The following is a 19,023-nucleotide window of genomic DNA, read 5'->3' as shown; positions in this document are numbered from 1 at the left end:
TCAGCGGCGGGCACGCGAGGCACACGGGGCACACGGGGCACGCGGCGGCGGGCACCGGGTACGGCTCGGCGGATCCGACGGTCGCCGTCGGCCTCGCGGGTGCGGTGCTCGCGGTCACGTGGGCCATGTCGTGGCCCGCCCTCCGGGTCGTGCTGGTGCCCGGGGCGCGGCGGCTGACGGGGCGGTGTGTGCTCACCGCCGCGGCGGCCGCGGCCGTGCTCGCCGTCCCGTTGCTGCTGGTGCGGACGCCGGGCGGGACGGACGCGCATCTGTGGGCCATGGTCCGCTTCGAGTCGCTGGCGGTGCTGGGACCGGCCCTGCTGGCGCGCGCCGTCGCCGCGACCGGGCCGCCGTCCGCCGGGGAGCGCGGCGGGGCCCGGCTGGGGGCGGTGGTCTGGACGGTGTCGGCGTACGCCTGGCACCTGCCGCCGCTGCACGGGCTCGACGGGCCGGGGGCCGAACTCGCGCGGTCGTTCTCCTGGGTGACGGCGGGCGTGCTGCTCTGCCGTCACCCGGTGGCCCCGCGCGGCCCGTTCCTCACCGCGGACCTGGCCGTGCTGCCGCTGGCCGGGCTGATGGCGGCAGACGGGCGGGGCGCGGCGGGCCTGCTGATGGCGTCCGCCGACGCGGCCATGGTGGCGGTGTGCGTGCTCGATGCCCGTCGCCGGGAGGGCTGTTACGCCCACGTAAATATTGGATCCAATTATTGGCTCCCTGGATCCTTCCATCGCTACGGTCTCCGTGACCGGGACAGAAAGGCGTCAGATGCGCGAGGAAGAGAACGTACGGCTCACCAGGACGGGCCCGGGCACGCCCGCCGGGGCCTGGCTGCGCCGCTACTGGCAGCCCGTCGCCCTGAGCGAGGAACTCGACGGCGTACGGCCCCTGGTGGCCCCGAAGGTGCTGGGGCAGGACCTCGTCCTGTTCCGGGACGGGGACGGTGAGCTCGGTCTGGTCGACCGGGGCTGCCCGCACCGGGGGGCCGATCTGGCGCTGGGCCGGCTGGAGGACGGCGGGCTGCGCTGCTGCTTCCACGGCTGGCTCTTCGGCCGGGACGGCGCCTGTCTGGACACCCCGGCCGAACCGCCCGGTGGCAACCTCGCCGCCCGGGTCCGGCTGGGCAGCTACCCGGTGCGCGAGGTCAACGGCGTGGTCTGGGGCTACCTCGGCCCCGGCGAGCCGCCCGAACTGCCCGCGCTGGACTGTTTCGAGGCCCCCGCCGGGCACACCTTCGCCTGGAAGGGCCTGCTGGAATGCAACTGGCTCCAGGCCCTGGAGGTCGGCATCGACCCCGCGCACGCCTCGTACCTGCACCGCTTCTTCCAGGACGAGGACCCCTCGGAGAGCTACGGCAAGCAGTTCCGGGCCGCCTCCCGGGGCACCGACCTGCCGATGACGAAGATCCTGCGGGAGTACGGCCGCCCCGACATCGACGCCGTCCGCACTCCGTACGGCATCCGGATCACGGCGCTGCGCACGCTGGACGGCACCGACACCGAGGGCCGCCCGATGGACGGCAGCCGCACCCATGTCCGGGTCACCCACCAGGTGTTCCCGCACGGCTTCCACATCCCGCTGGACGCCGAGACCGCGATCACCCAGTGGCATGTGCCGATCGACGACACCTCCTGCTACTGGTACGCCCAGTTCACCAGCGTCGGCGGCCCCGTCGACCGGGCGGAGATGCGCCGGCAGCGGGTCGACGCGGTCACCCTGCCCGACTACCGCCCGCGCTACGGCCGTTCCAACGGGTACGGCTACGACCCCGCCGAGCAGCTGGCCACGACATACACCGGGCTCGGCACCGACATCAACGTGCACGACCAGTGGGCGGTGGAGGGGCAGGGCGCGATCCAGGACCGCACCCGCGAGCACCTGGGCCGCTCCGACAAGGCGATCGTGATGTACCGGCGCATGCTGGGCGAGGCGATATCCGCCGTCGAGCGGGGCGAGGACCCGCCGCTGGTGCTGCCCGCGGATCGCGCGGCCGAACTGCGCGGTCCGGTCACCCTCGACGGCATCGGCCCCACCGAGGGCTGGGCCGAGCACTGGGCCGCCGTGACCGCGAAACAGCGGGCCGAGAGCGGCTGGGCGCAGGCGGCCGGAACGGACGGCTGACCGCGGTGGACTTCGTCGAACGTCACGCGGGGTGGACGGCCGGGCAGGCGGCCGCCGCCGAGGAGATCCGCGACCGTGCCGAGCGCGGCGGGCTGAAGGTGGTGCGGTTGGTCTTCGCCGACCAGCACGGGCTGCTGCGCGGCAAGACCGTCACCGCCTCCGAGGTGCCCGCCGTGCTGCGCGAGGGCACCGGCATCGCCTCGTCCCTGCTGGCCAAGGACACCTCGGGCCGTACCGTGTTCCCGCTGTTCACCCGGGAGACCCCGCTCGGGCTGCCCGAACTGCGCGGCGCGGCCGACATGATGATGGTGCCCGACCCGCTCACCTTCCGGATGCTGCCGTGGTCGCCCGGCACCGGCTGGCTGCTGTGCGACCTGCGGTTCACCTCCGGCGCCCCGGTCCCGCTGTGCACGCGCGGGCTGCTGCGCTCGGTGCTGGCGCAGGCGGACGGACTCACCTACCGCACGGGCCTGGAGGTGGAGTTCCACCTGTTCCGGCTGGACGATCCCAGACTGGGCGCGGCCGACCTGGGCCAGCCGGGCGCGGCGCCCGAGGTCGGCATGCTCAACCACGGCTACCAGTACCTCAGCGAGCTGCGCTACGACGAACTCGACCCGATGCTCGACGTGTTGCGCGGCACGCTCGAAGAGCTGGGGCTGCCGCTGCGCACCCTGGAGGTCGAGTTCGGGCCGAGCCAGGTCGAATTGACCCTGCGGCCCGCCGACGGACTGGGCACGGCGGACGCGATGGTGCTGCTGCGCAGCGCCGTCAAGCAGGTCGCCGCGCGCCACGGCCACCACGCGACCTTCATGTGCCGGCCCCATCTGCCCGGAGTGTTCTCCAGCGGCTGGCACCTGCACCAGAGCATGGTCCGCGGCGACGTGGGCGTGTTCGCCCCCGAGCCCGATGCGCGGGCCGAGACCGATGCCAATGTCGGTCCTGGTCCTGGTCCCGGAGCCGGTCCTGGTCCCGGTGCCGGTCCGGTCGTCGGCGGGCCGGGGCTGTCGCCGTACGGCAACGCCTTCCTGGGCGGGCTGCTGCGCCACGCCCGGGCCACCAGCGCGCTGTCGACGCCGACCCTGAACGGGTTCAAGCGGTTCCGGTCGCTGTCGCTGGCGCCCGACCGCGCGGTGTGGGGGCGGGACAACCGGGGCGCCATGGTGCGGGTGCTGGGTGACGGTCCGTCGTCCGCCCGGCTGGAGAACCGCATCGGGGAACCGGCCGCCAACCCCTATCTCTATCTCGCCTCCCAGCTCGCGGCCGGTCTGGACGGAGTGGCACGCGGTCTGGACCCGGGCCCGGCGGCCGACGAGCCGTACGCGACCCGGGCGGAGCCGCTGCCCCGCTCGCTCGGCGAGGCGCTCGACGCGCTGGAGGCCGACCGGGAGCTGACCGAACGGCTGGGCAAGGACTTCGTGGCCTACTACACGAGCGTCAAGCGGGCCGAGATCGCCCGCTTCGACCAGGAGGTCACCGACTGGGAACAACGGGAGTACTTCCGTGTCTTCTGATCTGCGCGCACCGGACAACATGCGCCTTCTGGTCCGCCAGGTCCGCTGGATCGCCGAGGGCGTCGTCGAGCTGCGGCTGACCCGGCGGGACGGGCTGCCGCTGCCCCCGTGGGAGCCCGGCGCCCATGTGGAACTGACCCTGCCCTCGGGACTGCGCCGCTCCTACTCGCTGTGCGGGGATCCGCGGGAGCGTGCCGTCTGGACGATCGCCGTGCATCGCGCGCCGGACAGCCGGGGCGGCTCCCTGGAGCTGCACGGAACGGCACTGGTCGGCCGGGAGCTGACGGTCGACGGGCCGGTCAACCGGTTCCCGCTGCTGCCCGCCCCCGGGTACCTCCTGCTGGCCGGCGGCATCGGCGTCACCCCGCTGCTGCCGATGGCACGGGCGCTGGCCGCCGGTGATCTGCCGTGGCGGCTCGTCCTGGGTGCCCGGGACCGCTCCCGGCTCGTCTACGCCGAGGAGCTGACGGCGCTCGGCGGCGACCGGGTCCGGCTGGTCCTGCAGGACGAGGCGGGCCTGCCCGACCTCGCCGCGGAACTCGCCGCCGCCCCGCCCGGCCACGCCGTGTACGCGTGCGGTCCCGCGGCGATGCTGGACGCGGTGGCCGAGCTGTGCCGGACGGCCGTACCGCCGCGCCCGCTGTACGTCGAGCGGTTCGGCCCGGCCGCCGACGCACCGCAGGACACGGAACAGGGGCGGTTCGAGGTCGTGCTGCGGCGGTCGGCGCTGCGGCTCGCGGTGCCGGCGGACCGGTCGGTGCTGGAGGTCGTACGGGACCGGGTGCCGGACGTGCCCTACTCCTGCGAGGAGGGCTACTGCGGCAGCTGCGAGACGCCCGTCCTGGCGGGCACCCCCGACCACCGTGACTCGGTGCTCGGGCCCGAGGAGCGAGCAACCGCCACGACGATGATGATCTGTGTCAGCCGCGCCACCACGCCCCTCCTCGAACTCGACCTCTGAATCCCCCGGATTCCCCGAACTACCCGAGCTACCCGAACTACCCGAACTCCCCGACGACGGACGGAGCACCATGACCCGACGCGGTGTACGACGCGTCCTGCCCCTTCTGCTCGGCTGGGAGGACCTGCCCAGATCGGTGTCGGTGCACGGCGCGCCGTACGGGGAACGGGTGCGGGAGCCGGTGCCGGGGGTGCTGCTGGAGACCGAGGAGGGGTGGCTGCTGCTGGACACCGGATTCAACACGGCCCTGCTGCGCGACCCCGCGCTGCGCCGGCGCTACTACCCGTCCCCCTCCTACCAGCCGGAACTTCCCGGTCCCGGTGAGCCGCTGCCGGAGGCGGTGGCCGCCGTCGGGCTCTCGATGGCGGACATCACGGCCGTCGCCGTCAGTCATCTGCACGCCGACCATGCCGGCGGGCTGAAGCACTTCGCGGGCCGGGTGCCCGTGCACGTCCAGCGCGCCGAGCTGGAGTTCGGGCTGTCGGGACGGCCCGGGGTGGAGCGCGAGACGATCTTCCGGGTGGACTTCGACGACCCCCGCATCGACTGGCGGCTCGCCGACGGCGACCGGGAGATCGCACCGGGCGTCACGGCCGTCCTGACCGCCGGGCACACCCCCGGCCACCAGAGTTTCGTGGTGGACCTCGCCGACGGCGGCGGGTACGTGTTCGCCTGCGACGCGGCCGACCTGACCGAGAACATCGTCGAGGAACGCCCCGCCGGCACGTCGATCGGCGTCCCCCCGGAGGCGACCCTGGAACCCATCCGGCATCTCAAGCGGCTGGCGGAGGAGAAGGGGTACGAGCTGGTTCCGGGTCACGACCCGGTCATCTGGCCCGAGTTCATCCGCCGCCTCGCGCCATGACGCCGTGAGACAGAAGGAGCTCAGCACCTTGAACAGCGCAGGGAGGACGCAGGTGCCGCCCTCGCCGCGAAGTGATCGACATCACGGGTCCTTGACGCGGCCGTCCTCGCCCAGGGGGCTGAGGCGAGCCTCATCGAATGCACGAGCCGAGAGACATCGCCACACCAGCGCGGCACCTACGGCCTGAACGGGCGCGCATCGCCCTGGGATAGCCGAGTCGGGCGACGGGGATCCCATTCATTGAGCGGATGCCGCCCGCCCTTCTCGGTGACATCGGTTCCGGATCGCATGGCGCCAGGATGCCACCCGGGACCTGCCGCCATCACTCGTCTCCGGCTTGGTCCAGACGCAATGGCCTGGTACTCCAGCCGTAGATCGCGATCTTCATGTCCGCTTCGCGTCTGGCCGGTGGATGGGCCGGATGACGAACGCAGTGAACAGTCGAGCGAACCGGGGCAGGGGGATCGAGGCGCGGAGGCGGTCGGCAGGCGGGGTGCGTGCCGGGCTCGGGCGGTCGGCCGGGCCCGGAAGTGTTCAGTGGGTGAGCAACATGCCGCGTCGCAGGCCCAGTTCGGTCTCGGCCACGGTGCGCGGCATGTCCGCCGTGGGCGTCCTGCGTCGGTCTGCGCTGGTGTTGACGTAGGCGCTGGCGCCGTCGATCGCGACCAGGATGCGGGTGGCGGCGCCCCAGGGATCCGCGCAGGCGAAGACCCCGGCCGCCGTCCCGGCGGTGATGAGCTCCTCCAGGCGCCGGCACCACCGCAGTTCCTGCTCCACGACGTGCTCGCGCAGCACCGGACGGTAGCGCGACAGGTGCCGTGCGTTGAGCCAGAGCTTGCTGACGTCGTCGAAGTCGGTGCTCGACGTGAGGCCGAAGAACCTCCGGAAGGTCTGCAGAGGGCCGTCCGGCTCCTGCTGCAGCAGGTCGTCGAGTTCCGCCATCGCGGCGTGGGTGAACGCCTCGGCGACCAACTCGTCCGCGGCCGGAAAGTAGTGGCCCACGAGTCCGGGCTGGACGCCCAGCTCCTCGGCGACCCGGCGCAGCGTGACGCACTCCAGGCCCTCGGTGAGCCCGATCCGCGCCGCCGTGGCGACGATCTCGTTGCGACGTTCGGCGGGCGCCTTGCGGACGCGCCGGCCCGGAGCTCTTGACGTCATACCGCGAATGCTATTGAGTGGGCGACCAATAATCAATTGGTCAACCGACCAATAACCAGGATCGGCCGGAACCTGCCGCTCACAGCGGTGCGGCGCCGTAGCCGCCGGTGCGCGTCGAGCCTGCGGCGGTGCCGCACCGTGGCACCGCCGCAGGCCAGGGTGTCGCTGACCGGAGCGTCGGCCGGCACCGTCAGGAGACCCACGTGAACGACTCCCCACCGAGGGCGGTGACCTCATCGTGTACGGCTACCGGAAGGCGCCGGGACCAACCCTGTGGGCCTGGCCGGCAGGGCGATGGCCGTCGTCCTCCTCGGGGAGTCGCACGTCGCCGTGGTCCGCGCGGAGCTGTCGCCGTGGTCCGCGGTCACCGGAGGCGTCTGCCCGTGGCCAGGACGTCCGACCACGCCCCGGCCGGGCCCGTCAGGCCCTTCCTCCGGCCCAGGACCAGGCTCGCCGACCCGGCGCCGACGCCCCACGCCGAGGAAAGGAAGGCCTCGTGATGTCGTCGCAACTCTCCCGGGCCGTCGTTCCCGCCCCGGGGACGGGCCTGGACACACGTGAGGTCGCGGCATGGTCCGCCGGCCCGGACCCCGACCCACGGCTTCCCCTCTGTCCCTCACTCTCTGGAGACACCATGTACGCCGTCACCGACCCGACCACCGGCGAGGTCGTCGAGGCCTACCCGACCGCCACCGACGCCGAGGTCGCCGCGGCCGCCGACGCCGCCCATGCCGCCGGCGCCTGGGGCCGGACCAGCTCCGTGGCCGAACGGGCCGCGCTGCTGCGCCGACTGGGCGACCTGCACGCCGAGCGCAGCGCCGAACTCGCCGCGAGCATCGTGCGGGAGATGGGCAAGCCCCTCGCCGAGGCGGAGGGCGAGATCGGATTCTGCGTCGACATCTACCACTACTACGCCGACCACGCCGAGGAGTTCCTCGCGGACGAGCCCCTCGACGTCACCTCCGGTGCCGGTACCGCGGTGGTGCGGCGCGGTCCGGTGGGCGTCCTGCTCGGCATCATGCCGTGGAACTTCCCGGCCTACCAGGTCGCCCGGTTCGCCGCCCCCAACCTGGCCGTCGGCAACACCATCGTCCTCAAGCACGCGCCGCAGTGTCCCGGTACTGCGGCGCTGCTGGAGCGGCTGTTCGCCGAGGCGGGCTTCCCGGCGGGCGCGTACGTCAACGTGTACGCGACGAACGAGCAGATCGCCGACGTGATCGCCGACCCCCGGGTGCAGGGCGTCTCGCTCACCGGCTCGGAGCGGGCCGGGGCCGCCGTCGCCGAGATCGCCGGACGGCACCTGAAGAAGGTCGTCCTGGAACTCGGCGGTTCGGACCCGTTCGTGGTGCTGTCCACCGACGACCTGGACGCAGTGGTCGACTCCGCGGTGGCCGCCCGCCTCGACAACACCGGCCAAGCGTGCAACGCCGCCAAGAGGTTCGTGGTCGTGGCGGACCTGTACGACGCGTTCGTGGAGCGGTTCACGGCCAAGCTGCTCGACTCCGCCACCGGGGCGCCGCTCTCCTCGGCGGCCGCCGCCGAGACCTTGGCCCGGCAGGTGGGCGCGGCCGTGGCGGAGGGCGCCACCCTGCACGGCTCCGGCGAGCGGCAGGGGGCGTTCTTCCCGGCGGGCGTGCTCACCGGGCTGAGCACCGAGCACGCGGCGGCCCGCCAGGAGCTGTTCGGACCGGTCGCGATGGTCTTCCCGGCCACCGACGAGGACGACGCCGTACGGATCGCCAACGACACCCCCTACGGCCTCGGTTCCTACGTCTTCACCACCGACCCCGAGCAGGCCGCGCGGGTCGCCGACCGAATCGAGGCCGGCATGGTCTTCGTGAACGGTGTCGGCGCGGAGGGTGCCGAGCTGCCCTTCGGCGGGGTGAAGCGTTCCGGCTTCGGCCGGGAACTCGGCCGGCTCGGCATCGAGGAGTTCACCAACAAGAAGCTGATCCGCACGGTGGCCTGAGCCGCATCGGGGGCAGGCCCTTCTCGTGTTCCGGGCCGCCGGGCGGGTCTGCCCCCGGGCGGGCTCGGCGCTGTCATTCGCAGGCGACGCCGTCGCCGTCCCGGTCGAGATGCGAGTCGTATCCGGGGTCGCCCCGGTAGAGGGGGGTGACGCCGGCGGCGCGGGCGGCGGTGCAGTTGGCGTAGTAAGTACTGCCGCCGCCACCGCTGTCGTCGTCGGAGCTCACAGAGTCCCCACCGGCCGAGTCCGCGGTGACGGTCACCCTGACCTTGACCGTTTTCGTCTCGGTGACGGTGGGCGCCGGCTCGGGTGCGGCGGTCTCCGTCGCGGTTTCCGTCGCCGTGACCGTGGCGGTCGCGGTGGGCCGGGGCTTGTCGTCCGCGACGGCCTTCTTGTCGTCGTTGCCGCTCCCCCCGGCGGCGATGCCGACGATGAAGGCCACGGCGAGGGCGGGCAGTACGACCCTTTTACGGGCCCACTTGGGTATGGGTCTGGCGGGTTGTGGCATGTTGTACGGGTTGCTCATTTTCCCCCCTGGTTCCTGTGTGAACGTTGACGTTAGCCGCCAGGTGGGGTGGTGGAGTGGCTTTGCGGCAGCGGTCACCTGTTCGTGACGGATGCTCACCGCGCCCTGCGCCAGGACATCACGCCACCGTGCCACGCCGTCCGCGGCGCCGACGGCGACCTCACCGACATCCTCGGCCGGCTGCGCGAGGCGACCGCGAACGGCGAATTCGCCTACTCCGTGCCCATCGCAGCCGCCGCAGTCGACCGGCCCCGGCCCGACGAACCCGACATACGCCGACTGGACGACGAACACGTCGTCCTTGCCCACTGGTGAGCTCTGGTCACCGCCCGCCGAGAACTCCTTCGCAACGGCCCGACCCCGACTTGAACGCCCTGGAAGGCAGGACCGCCCGGACAGCGGGTCAAGGCTTCCAGGTGCGCAGGAGGACGGCGATCTGTTCGGCGGTACAGCGCGGACTGTTCAGCTCGCGGGCCAGCGCCGAGAGCTGTTCACGGGTGGGGTCGACCGGGATGTTCGACGCCGCGAGGCACATGACGGCCACCGCGCAGGCGACGGTGAGGTTGGAGCGCTCCAGCCACCGGCAGCGCCCCAGGGTGTGCACCAGGGCGGCGGCGCGCGCGTAGGGGCCGTCGTAGACGGGGCGGTCGAAGAACTCGCCGCGGTGCCGGGCGACGGCTGCGAGCGGAACGCCGTAGTCGTCCACGCTCGGATCGCGGTGACCGGCCCGTTCGGCGACTTCCAGGATCCAGGACTCGTCGACGTGCACGATCACGCCGCGGCTCCCGGGCGCACGTCGCCGGCCGACTCGTCGAACTGACGCTCCAGGTCATCGAGGAAGCCGCCGTGCTGGTCGATGAGGCGCTGCGCGGCCTCCATGCCGGCGGCTCGCGCACCGGTCGTGTCTTCCACGATCAGCCGCTCGACGTACTTGTTGAAATCGAGCCCGCGGGCCTTCGCGGCGTCCTTGCCATTGGCGAGAACGTCGGGTGACAGGCGGAGCTGGGTCTGCTTGCGGTCAGAGGCCATACCGCATGGTAGCAGGGTGGTATCAGACGGGCGGGGCGATTCGGGACCGGATCACGGAGCGACCGGGCAGCGCCCGGGCGCCGGGCACCCGTCGTGCTGGAGGTGCAGTCGGCGGAGGTCCTGCAGTGCGGCGATGGGAAGGGGTGCTGAACCCACTGCTGGAGAGGTATGGGGCCATACAGACCCGCCACACCGAGAAGCAGGTCGGCAAGAGCATCCGTGCAGTAGCTGACGATGTCCTTCCGCTCCGAGGATCGATCCTTGATGAGGCACGTTGCCCAGCCGCTGCCAGTCCAACCGCCGCAGCCCGTCGGCCAGGAGACCGACCGGTTCGCTTGGCAGGTGCGGCCGGCGCGCCCTCCCTCTTCATCGTGTTCGCCGCTGCAAGGCTGATGGGCATCGCGCGCGAGGGGGATGGCAAAGCCGGCACCGTCCCTGACAGTGGTGCCGCAGGAGACACGCGCTAGAGGCCGACCCCGGCTCGGGGGCGGACGGTCATCCGCAGGTTGCGCGGCCGTACGGTGAGCCGGGCGACCTGGCGGATGACCTGGCCCTCGGCGAGTTCCAGCCGTACCGAACGCAGCATCGTCGCGAGCGCCGTGACCATTTCGGTGAGGGAGAAACGGTCCCCCATGCACTTGTGCTTGCCGTCCCCGAAGGGCACGAACGCGCCCGGCGGAGGCTCCTGAGCGGGGTCGGTCCACCGGTCCGGGTCGAAGGTGTGCGGGTCGGGGAAGCGCTCGGGGTCGCGGTGCAGGGCGTGCTGGCAGTAGGCCAGCTCGGTGCCGGCGGGCAGCGTCCACTCGCCGAGCCGGGTCTCCTCGGTGGTACGGCGGGTGACCAGCCAGCCGGGGTGGTGCAGCCGCAGGGTCTCGGTGATCACCCGGTCCAGGTACGGCAGCCGCATCATGTCGTCGAAGACGACCGGCCGTTCGCCGAGGACCTCGTCCAGCTCGGCCAGGACCCGGGCCTCGATGTCGGGGGTGCGGGCGAGCTCGTACAGGGTCCAGGCCAGCAGGGACGCGGTCGTCTCGGTGCCCGCCACGGCCAGGAGGAAGATCTCGGAGCAGATCTGATGCCCGGTCAGCGGCTCGCCGGTCTCCTCGTCGATGGTGCGCAGCAGCATGGAGAGCATGTCCCCGGTGTCGTGCCCGGAGGCCTGCAATTCGTCGACGGCGGTGCTGATGGTGGCGCGCACCTCGGCCCGGGCCCGGTCGAAGCGGCGGTTGAAGGGCAGCGGCAGGCGCTCGGCCCAGTCGGGCAGCATGATGCGCAGACCGACGCCGCTCATCACCACCGACACGTTGCTGCGCAGCCGGCGGAAGACGGCGTCATCGAGGCTGCCGGCGAACACCGTCTTGGCCAGCATGTCGAGACTGAGCCCGACCATCGCCTCGTGTACGTCGAGGGGCCGCCCGCGCTCCCAGGCGGCGACGGTGGCCGTCACCTCGGCGCGCATGAGGTCGACGTACCGGCTGATCTCGGTGTGGGCGAACGCGGGTTGAAGCTGGCGGCGTCTGCGTACGTGGTCGCGGCCGGTGGCGGTGACGACGCTGTCGCCCAGCAGCTGGCCCAGCTTGTCGTAGAGCCGGCCCTTGTCGAGGCTGGGTGCCAGGCCCTTGAGCATCTGGTGGATCAGGGCCGGGTCCTGGACCACGATCGTGCGCGTCCCGGGTTGCAGGATGATCTCGACGAGTGGTTCCCGTGTCTCGCGCAGCGAGTCGATGAAGCCGAGGTTGTCGCGCATCTTCAGCGCGTGGCCGATGAGCGGAAACGATCCTGCGGCCCGGGGTATGGGGGGAGGCGCAGTGGACGTCACGGGTGATCCCTTCACGGCAGTCATGGGCGCCCTTATGACTGCCCTGAACCTTCCCCATCGCAATCCTGTCATGAACGTGCCCTGCGCCACGTGGGGCAAGATGGTTGGTCACCTGCGGCGCCGGGCATCAGTGCCGTCACTCCAGCGAACTGCTCAGGCTCCTCATTCCTCGTTCGCCCGCTCGACAGTGTTGCGCTTGGCGTACCGCTCCTTGTCGAATGTCGTGCGAGACCGGCCGGTGGCCGGGCGGGGCACCCGGATCCGTTCCATGACGGCCTCGAACCGGGTGCCGTCGGCCCGCTGACCAGGCGTCAGGACGAACGAGGGCCCTTCGGGTACTCGGCGTGACACCCACAGGCGTCAGTCAGAGGCTGATTGCGCAACGACCACCGTGGTCGACCATGCTCGCGACCACGGACGGGGTGAGCACCGTCCTACTCGCCTACACAGAAGACGCGTCGCATGCATAGGCGCTATCTCGTTCAGCCGGACGGCTCCTGACGAAGAGTGGTCGCGGGCGGGGGCGGGACGGAATGATGGCAGACCCGGCGGAGGGAGCCGACCGTCGCCGAGCCCTCCACCCCTCCCAAAGAGCACTCCTTGTTAAGACGCATGTGCATCTTCCTCGCCTCGTTCGTCCTCGCCGCCGCGTCCGCGCTGATCTCGGCGAGCGCCGCCGACGCGGCCCCCATGCGCAGCGCCGACTGGTCCGGGTACGCCGCCTCCGGCGCCCACGACCTGCTCCAGGCCACCTGGGTGCTACCGGCGGTCAGCTGCACCTCCGGCAACCAGTACTCCAGCGTCTGGGTCGGCCTGGACGGCTACACCAGCAGCACCATCGAGCAGATCGGCACCGAGGCCGACTGCTCGAACGGCACCCCGGTGTACTACGCCTGGTACCAGTTCTACCCGGATCAGCGGCACACCTTCAGCGAACCCGTCCAGCCCGGCGACGAGGTGACCGCCTTCTCGCACTACAACCCCCTCCTCAAGTCCTACGACATGGGGATCCTGGACTACACCGGGCGATGGTCGGAGCACCCGCGCGGCGTGGCCTCGGGCCCCCCGCCCAGTTCCGCCGAGGTCATCGTGGGGCTGCCCCCTGTGACAGCGGCTGCATCCAGCCGCTGGCGGACTTCGGCACCGTCTCCGTCCACGAAGCCCTGGTCAAGGGCTTCCCGCTCGCCGACGCCCACCCGTCGCAGATCGTCATGGTCACCGGCACGGGCCAGAACAAGGACACCGTCAGCGCGCTGAGCAACGGCACCGACTTCAGCGCCACCTGGGTCAGGGCCGGCTAGGCCAGAACCGGCGGACGTCACGAGACCCGCAGCGAGCCGAGCCGCCCGGTTCGGCAGGCCGCGTAGTCGTACAGAAACAGTGCCTCCGCGACCGACGGCCGCTCCTGTTCCCGGGCGATCGGTTCCGCTTTCCGCTCTTCGAGCGGCGGCTGAGGTCGGCGGTGTACTGCGCGCGGGGCCGCCTGTGGCAGCGGCCCAACCGGGGGTTGCTCCGACGGAGATGCCGAAGACCTCGCTGAGGACGGCGGGTGGCAACTGTGCTGCGAGGTCCATCCGTGCGCTGTCGCGTCCGTGCCGGGTGGGCAGGCCGTGGGACGCCAGGCGTGCGGGCAGCCGGCTGGTGCTGCGCGGCACGACCGCCGACAGCCACCGATCGAGTTGACCAGCTGCGCGCAAGGTCTGCCCTGCCAAACGGCGGAGGCTCCCGCCGCGCCTGCGCCACGATGGCCTCCTGCCACGATCGAAGGACAGGGGTTTTGATGTCGGCAAGGGGGGATCGGGTCGCGGCCTGGACGGCATCTGCCGCACCGGTGGGGGTCGGCTTCGGGATCTGGGTGGGCCTGGTGATCACCTCCCAATCCCGGCAAGCCCACTTGTGGCCGGTCTGGGCGGCGATTGCCCTCGCTCTGACCTGTGGGGCAGGGACTGTCTTCACCTTGGGTGTCCAGCAGTGGCGCGCGTTGCCTGAGGCAGAGCGCCGATCGCGACGCGAGACGGTGGTCATCGTGGGCATGGTGGCGCTGGGCACGGCGTTCTATGGCGTGGTCGCAGCTGCTGCCGATGACCGTCCGGGAGCCTGGCGCGGGCCTCTACTGGTGGGGACGGCCCTGGCCGGTGCAACGCCGATGGTGTGCGTTGCCTACGCGGTGTGGAGGGGGACGCAGACCGACCGAAGCGATGTAGCCGCGGGCGAGCTGATGGAATGGCTGTTGGCTCGCCGTCGGACCATGCGGGCGCTGGTGGGCGGCTTGGGAGCGCTCGTCGCGCTGTCCACGCTGGCACTGGGGGCCGTGGTGCGCATGGAGGCCGAGTTGGTGAAGGCACACGTTTTGACCTCGGCCGATGCGACGCCCTTTGAATACGTCCTGGTCTTCGGCGGCGTCGGGACGCTGCTCGTCGCCATTGTCTACACCCCGGCCGCTGTCGGGCTGCGCCGTCAGGCACTGCATCTCGCCGAGCGGCTGTTCACGTTGACCGGCACGGATGAGCCGGCGGCACTTCTTGAGCGCGCTGAACAGCGCGCGAGATTCGAGCACCTGCTGGGTGCCGAAGCGGGCCCTTTCGCTGATCTTCAAGCGGGCATCGTGGTCCTCACTCCCCTGGTTGCCAGCGCTGTCGCGGTCTGGCTGCCGCACTGACCCGCAAGGCCGCACGCTCACGAGCTGCGGCCGCCCGGCTCGATCGCGGGCGGCGGTATGTTGGAGACGTTCATGGGCGGCCGGAAAGATCCCCCTTCGCCCGTGCTTCCTCTTCTTCGAAATACGGTCAGGGCGTGTCACCCGAGTAGTAGAAGCGGCACACCACACCCAGGCCGGGCGCACGCGGTTCGCCGGGGCGCGGATCGTACAGGGCGCGGCCGCCGGGCCATCGCGACAGCTCGGTGGACAGGGCGACACCGTCGTTGACTTCCTCGGTGCGCCATCCGTGGATGTCCAGCAGCAGGCCGTCCAGCGGTCCACCGACCAGTTCGACGTAGGTCCGGTGTGGGAGCGGGCCGGGGTTGGGGTCGTCGTGGTCCGCGCCGTAAACACGGCCGTTCAGCAGCTGCTCGTCGCCGTTCATGCTGTCCAGACTCGCAGCGGCCACTGACAACGCGGGTTTGTCCACCGTCACCGTGGGTTTGCCCGCGCCGCCGGAGGACGGCTTGCTCGGGTCAGGTGTGCCGGCGTCCGAGCCAGTCACTGGCCTTCCGCGCAGCCTGCTCGGCTTCCCGTTCGTGGCGGAGGCACTCCTGCACCCTGGCCCTCGCGGTACAGGCAGTCGGCAGCGCTGCCGGGATCAGGGCACCAGGACGGTGCGTACGCCCGGGACCTCGGGTGCGGTCCAGGCGGCTTCGACGTCGGCGAGGGGCACGGGCCGGGCGGTGACGGTGAGACCGCCGCTCTCGACCTCGTCGACGAGGGACGGGAGTTCCTCCAGGTAGGTCCTGGTCGACACCGCGCCCTGGCCGTTGCCCTGCAGCCGTAGGTTCGCCGAGCGCAGCGCAACCGAGGGGAGTTCGATGGTGGGGCCGGCCATGGCGCCGATCTGGATCCAGTTCAGGGCACGGCTGCGGTCGGAGCGGGCCCGCAGCAGTGACATGATCGCCTCACTGGTGGGCTTGCCCCACAGGTAGTCGATGACCAGGTCGACTTCGGCGGCCTCCTCGGCCAGGGCCGCGGCGGTGGCGTCGGCGTCGTCGGTGAGTGCGACGGCGGCGTCCGCGCCGAGCCCGGACAGGGTGGCCAGCCTGGCCTGGTCGCGACCGGCGCCGACGACCCGGCCGGCGCCGAGGCGCTTGGCGACCTGGACGGCCATCTGGCCGGCGTTGCCGGTGGCGCCGAGGATCAGGACGGACTGTCCGGCCTCGATCGGGACGCGGCGGCGCAGGGCCACCCAGGAAGACATGGCCGGGTTCATGGCCGCGGCGATCTTCACCGCGTTGGCGCCGTCGGGCAGCGGGATGCTGTAGCGGCTGTCGATGACGGTCCGGGTGGCCATCGGGCCGACGAGTTCGTCGTCGGCGACGAAGTACACCAGCCTGCCGTCGGCGCGCCGGCCGACCCCGTCGACGCCGGGCACCATCGGCAGTTTCCCGGTGCTGGTGTAGTGGCTGCCCGAGGCGCCGGTACGTACGCGGGGGTGCAGGCCCACCGCGAGGACGTCGACGAGTTCCTGGCCGTTGTCGGCGAGGGGGGTGGGGAGGTCCAAGGGTTCGTAGCGGGGCGGGTTGTCGAACGAGCTGACGACGGCGGCGTGGATGTCCATGGCTGCTCTCCTCGAATTTGGTACGTGAGACGAAGGTTTTAGTACGCGACACCAATCAAATTAGTATGTGCCGCGAACCTTTGCAAGTAGAATCACGGCATGACGCCATCCCACGACGTGCCGCCTCCGCCCGCGCCGTCACCCGCGGACGAGGACCTCGGCCTGGTCGACGCCCTCGCCCAACTGTCGTTCCTGGTACAGGACGCCCTGTCCGAGCTCGCGGGGCAGCACGACCTGTCGATCACCCAGACCCGGCTGCTCGGCATCCTGCGGGACCGGGAGCCGACGATGAACCAGCTCGGCCGGCACCTCGGCCTCGACAAGTCGTCGGTCACCGGTCTCGTCGACCGGGCACAGCGCCGCGGCCTGGTCACCCGCACCGTCAGCGCCCTCGACCGCCGCTCGTACCAGGTGTCGATCACCGACGCCGGACGGCAGCTCGTCGAGCAGGTCGCCACGAGGTTCGCCGAACGGATCGAGCAGTGCGCCGCGCCGCTGCCCGAGACCGACCGCGCCCTGCTGTCGCGGCTGGCGACCCGGATCGTGAGCGCCGACGCCCAGGCCCGCGGCATCAACCTGCGCACCACGCCCCGCTGACCGGGGCCCGCCGGACGGTGCCACCAGGACCTCGGCGACTGACGCATCTACGCCGTCATGAACCGACTACTCCTTCCGCACAGCGACCCGCTCGCCCTCGGCACCTGCGCCGCCGGCATGGAACTGTCGAGGCCCACCGCACGCCAGCCAGCCCGCAAGATCGCCGATCTTCCCGACCTGCCACCTGAGCCGGACGGCCTGGCGCCGTCGCCACCAAGGCCTCGCACGAGCCGGCCACCAGCGCCGACACGCTCTTCGGGACCAGCCGTGACCAGAACCGCGGCTGCCGTGGCAGAGCCCGAGCGCCTGCGTCTGCGTTTCCGCGCAAGGAGCGTGCGCCGGAACGAAAGACCCCTCGGACGTGGAACGCAAGAGTAGGGGCCTTGGGCGGCCGGCCTGCACAGGGCAGGGCATCGGACGTCCCGATGACCCAAGGGGAGCACCTTGAACCCGTTCACCGCGCTCGTGGGCGATGAGCGCCACGCCATGTACGCCGACTGGTCCGCCGGGGGCCCCGTCCACCCGGTCGAGACTCCCTACGGAACACCGGCTTGGCTGGTCACCGGCTACGCGGAGACCCGGGCCCTGATGTCCGACCCCCGCATCGTCAAGGGCGGCTTGGAGAACGCCGTGTATGCGCGGGAACTCCCCGAGGACGTGGCACGCGGCATCCATACCACCATGCTCAACAGCAACCCGCCGACTCACGCGCGGCTGCGCCGACTGGTTACCTCGGTGTTCACCCGGCGCAGGGTGGAGAAGCTCGTTCCGTGGATCCAGCAGCTGACGGACGACCTGCTGACCGCTGTGGAGGGGCAGGACACCGTCGATCTGATGGCGGCGTTCGCCTACCCGCTGCCCATCAACGTCATCTGCGGACTGCTCGGCATCCCCGAAGACGACAGGGCGGCCTTCACAGCCTGGACGGTCGTCGCCATCTCGCCGGGCGTCCACGGCTTCCCGAAGTACGAGGAGGCCGTCACCGCAATGCTGCGCTTCAACCGCCAGTTGATCGCTCGGAAACGGAAGGCGCCCCAGGACGATCTGCTGTCGGACCTGATCGCGGCCCGCGACGGTGACGACCGGCTCACCGAGGACGAGATCACCTCGATGATCTTCCTGCTGCTGCTCGCCGGCTACGAGACCACGGCGAACCTGATCGGCAAGCCCACCCCGACCAGCTGAACCTTCTCCGGACCCGCCCGGAGCTTCTGGAGCAGGCGATCGAGGAACTCCTGCGTCACGACGGGCCGGTGCAGGTCACGCCGCCGTACTGGACCACCGAACCCGTCGACATCGCCGGGAGGGCGATACCGGAGGGCTCGGCCGTGGTCTTCGCGCTGATGGCCGCCAACCGGAGCCATCAGCACTTCGCATCGCCCGACGATCTGGACATCACCCGCGACGCCAGGACGCACGTGGCCTTCGGGCATGGTCTGCACCACTGTCTGGGCGCCCCGCTGGCCTGCGTCGAGGCACGCATCGCCTTCCGCACGCTTCTTGACCGCTACCCCGGCCTACGGGCGGCGGCTCCGCCGGAGAGCCTCACCCGTACACCGTCCATGATCGTCAACGGCCTTTCCGCGCTGCCCGTGCACCTGCGCTGAGCGACACCGCATCCGGCGTTCGACGCCCACCACGGGCGACCACCGCGGTTCGAAGATCCCCAGCAGGAGCGACCGCATGCGGTCCGGCTGCATCTCGGTCGAGCCGACCAGGATCCGAAGCCAGGCCGCCTGCGGCGCACGGGCACCTGTCTCACATCTCCTCCGCCTGCCGCCCCTCAAGCAGTTCCCGCCTGGCGGCAAACGCCTTCGCCAGCACCTTGGCCCGGTACGGATTCGCGGCGTCCAGGGCCGACGCCACCGCCACCGCCTCGTCCAACAGCGCCAACCGCCGCCCGGGCAGCTCCCGCACCAGCGACGACGCACTGGCCTCCACCAGAACATACGCCAGCTTCGACCCGTACACCTCCGGCTCGACCTGCGCCAGCAGACGGTAGATCCGCAACCCCTCCACACCACGCACCACCCGCCGGTTGGCACCGAGCAACTCGACCCTCGCCCGCACGACCATCTCCTGATCCATCGATCCCCCTCCGCTCCCCCACCCCCCACCTGCCCCGCCCCACGACGAGACAGCACGACAAACGCGCCGGCACCCGAGAACGGACACCGACACGAACGCCGGAGAGTGGATGAC

Annotated in this window: 19 protein-coding genes; 11 read left to right on the top strand and 8 right to left on the bottom strand. The window is 71.4% G+C overall.

Annotated elements, in window-relative coordinates; genetic code table 11:
• The first annotated feature begins 765 nt into the window (after positions 1 to 765).
• The 4 genes from ABZ887_RS47600 (at position 766) to ABZ887_RS47585 (ending at position 5,455) form a co-directional block, all read left to right on the top strand.
• On the top strand, positions 766 to 2,118 hold the full coding sequence (locus ABZ887_RS47600; RefSeq protein ID WP_361305321.1) for an aromatic ring-hydroxylating dioxygenase subunit alpha: 1,353 nt from the start codon (positions 766 to 768) through the stop codon (positions 2,116 to 2,118).
• Positions 2,119 to 2,123: 5 nt separating this feature from the next.
• Positions 2,124 to 3,629 (top strand): glutamine synthetase family protein, encoded by a 1,506-nt coding sequence (locus ABZ887_RS47595; RefSeq protein WP_361305319.1) that lies wholly within the window; start codon positions 2,124 to 2,126, stop codon positions 3,627 to 3,629.
• The gene (locus ABZ887_RS47590) at positions 3,619 to 4,590 is read left to right on the top strand and encodes a PDR/VanB family oxidoreductase (protein ID WP_361305317.1); all 972 of its coding nucleotides are present in this window, start codon (positions 3,619 to 3,621) and stop codon (positions 4,588 to 4,590) included. Before ABZ887_RS47595 ends, ABZ887_RS47590 begins: the two co-directional genes overlap by 11 nt.
• A 70-nt stretch (positions 4,591 to 4,660) precedes the next feature.
• Positions 4,661 to 5,455 carry an N-acyl homoserine lactonase family protein gene (locus tag ABZ887_RS47585; protein ID WP_361305315.1) on the top strand — a complete coding sequence of 265 codons (795 nt, stop codon included), beginning with the start codon at positions 4,661 to 4,663 and terminating at the stop codon, positions 5,453 to 5,455.
• Positions 5,456 to 5,989: 534 nt separating this feature from the next.
• Here the strand turns inward: ABZ887_RS47585 and ABZ887_RS47580 are convergent.
• Positions 5,990 to 6,613: a TetR family transcriptional regulator C-terminal domain-containing protein gene (locus tag ABZ887_RS47580; RefSeq protein ID WP_361305313.1), complete on the bottom strand. Its 624-nt coding sequence runs from the start codon at positions 6,611 to 6,613 to the stop codon at positions 5,990 to 5,992.
• A gap of 634 nt (positions 6,614 to 7,247) precedes the next feature.
• Between ABZ887_RS47580 and ABZ887_RS47575 the strand changes: the two genes are divergently transcribed.
• Positions 7,248 to 8,582 carry an NAD-dependent succinate-semialdehyde dehydrogenase gene (locus ABZ887_RS47575; protein ID WP_361305311.1) on the top strand — a complete coding sequence of 445 codons (1,335 nt, stop codon included), beginning with the start codon at positions 7,248 to 7,250 and terminating at the stop codon, positions 8,580 to 8,582.
• A gap of 73 nt (positions 8,583 to 8,655) precedes the next feature.
• Here the strand turns inward: ABZ887_RS47575 and ABZ887_RS47570 are convergent, their stop codons facing one another.
• Positions 8,656 to 9,108, bottom strand: a complete 453-nt coding sequence (locus ABZ887_RS47570) for an excalibur calcium-binding domain-containing protein (RefSeq protein ID WP_361305309.1) — start codon at positions 9,106 to 9,108, stop codon at positions 8,656 to 8,658.
• 51 nt (positions 9,109 to 9,159) lie between these two features.
• On the opposite strand from ABZ887_RS47570, the gene ABZ887_RS47565 reads away from it, so the two are divergent.
• Positions 9,160 to 9,423 (top strand): hypothetical protein, encoded by a 264-nt coding sequence (locus ABZ887_RS47565; protein ID WP_361305307.1) that lies wholly within the window; start codon positions 9,160 to 9,162, stop codon positions 9,421 to 9,423.
• An 88-nt stretch (positions 9,424 to 9,511) separates the two neighbouring features.
• On the opposite strand, the gene ABZ887_RS47560 is transcribed toward ABZ887_RS47565, so the two are convergent.
• The 3 genes from ABZ887_RS47560 to ABZ887_RS47550 form a co-directional block, all read right to left on the bottom strand.
• Entirely contained in the window at positions 9,512 to 9,883 is a 372-nt protein-coding gene (locus ABZ887_RS47560) for a fic family toxin-antitoxin system, toxin component (RefSeq protein ID WP_361305305.1), read from the bottom strand.
• Positions 9,880 to 10,137 (bottom strand): hypothetical protein, encoded by a 258-nt coding sequence (locus tag ABZ887_RS47555; RefSeq protein ID WP_361305303.1) that lies wholly within the window; start codon positions 10,135 to 10,137, stop codon positions 9,880 to 9,882. The genes ABZ887_RS47560 and ABZ887_RS47555 overlap by 4 nt, the downstream gene beginning before the upstream one ends.
• 463 nt (positions 10,138 to 10,600) lie before the next feature.
• Positions 10,601 to 11,956 carry a cytochrome P450 gene (locus tag ABZ887_RS47550; protein ID WP_361305301.1) on the bottom strand — a complete coding sequence of 452 codons (1,356 nt, stop codon included), beginning with the start codon at positions 11,954 to 11,956 and terminating at the stop codon, positions 10,601 to 10,603.
• Positions 11,957 to 12,556: 600 nt separating this feature from the next.
• On the opposite strand from ABZ887_RS47550, the gene ABZ887_RS47545 reads away from it, so the two are divergent.
• Both ABZ887_RS47545 and ABZ887_RS47540 read left to right on the top strand, forming a co-directional pair.
• Positions 12,557 to 13,213 carry a G1 family glutamic endopeptidase gene (locus ABZ887_RS47545; protein WP_361305299.1) on the top strand — a complete coding sequence of 219 codons (657 nt, stop codon included), beginning with the start codon at positions 12,557 to 12,559 and terminating at the stop codon, positions 13,211 to 13,213.
• A gap of 700 nt (positions 13,214 to 13,913) precedes the next feature.
• Complete coding sequence (locus ABZ887_RS47540; protein ID WP_361305297.1) at positions 13,914 to 14,615, top strand: hypothetical protein; 702 nt, start codon at positions 13,914 to 13,916, stop codon at positions 14,613 to 14,615.
• A gap of 127 nt (positions 14,616 to 14,742) precedes the next feature.
• Here the strand turns inward: ABZ887_RS47540 and ABZ887_RS47535 are convergent, their stop codons facing one another.
• Both ABZ887_RS47535 and ABZ887_RS47530 read right to left on the bottom strand, forming a co-directional pair.
• Complete coding sequence (locus ABZ887_RS47535; protein ID WP_361305295.1) at positions 14,743 to 15,039, bottom strand: hypothetical protein; 297 nt, start codon at positions 15,037 to 15,039, stop codon at positions 14,743 to 14,745.
• A 216-nt stretch (positions 15,040 to 15,255) separates the two neighbouring features.
• Complete coding sequence (locus ABZ887_RS47530; protein WP_361305293.1) at positions 15,256 to 16,224, bottom strand: zinc-binding alcohol dehydrogenase family protein; 969 nt, start codon at positions 16,222 to 16,224, stop codon at positions 15,256 to 15,258.
• A gap of 99 nt (positions 16,225 to 16,323) precedes the next feature.
• On the opposite strand from ABZ887_RS47530, the gene ABZ887_RS47525 reads away from it, so the two are divergent.
• The 3 genes from ABZ887_RS47525 (at position 16,324) to ABZ887_RS47515 (ending at position 18,428) form a co-directional block, all read left to right on the top strand.
• On the top strand, positions 16,324 to 16,821 hold the full coding sequence (locus tag ABZ887_RS47525) for a MarR family transcriptional regulator (protein WP_361305291.1): 498 nt from the start codon (positions 16,324 to 16,326) through the stop codon (positions 16,819 to 16,821).
• Positions 16,822 to 17,265: 444 nt separating this feature from the next.
• The gene (locus ABZ887_RS47520; RefSeq protein WP_361305290.1) at positions 17,266 to 18,006 is read left to right on the top strand and encodes a hypothetical protein; all 741 of its coding nucleotides are present in this window, start codon (positions 17,266 to 17,268) and stop codon (positions 18,004 to 18,006) included.
• Positions 18,003 to 18,428: a cytochrome P450 gene (locus ABZ887_RS47515; RefSeq protein WP_361305354.1), complete on the top strand. Its 426-nt coding sequence runs from the start codon at positions 18,003 to 18,005 to the stop codon at positions 18,426 to 18,428. Before ABZ887_RS47520 ends, ABZ887_RS47515 begins: the two co-directional genes overlap by 4 nt.
• Before the next feature lie 151 nt (positions 18,429 to 18,579).
• Here ABZ887_RS47515 and ABZ887_RS47510 read toward each other — a convergent pair whose 3' ends face one another.
• Entirely contained in the window at positions 18,580 to 18,909 is a 330-nt protein-coding gene (locus ABZ887_RS47510; RefSeq protein ID WP_361305288.1) for a hypothetical protein, read from the bottom strand.
• Positions 18,910 to 19,023: the final 114 nt, after the last annotated feature.

This window comes from Streptomyces sp. NPDC047061 (genome assembly GCF_040643955.1).
GTDB lineage: Bacteria > Actinomycetota > Actinomycetes > Streptomycetales > Streptomycetaceae > Streptomyces.
This window is presented reverse-complemented; position numbering and strand designations above follow the sequence as displayed.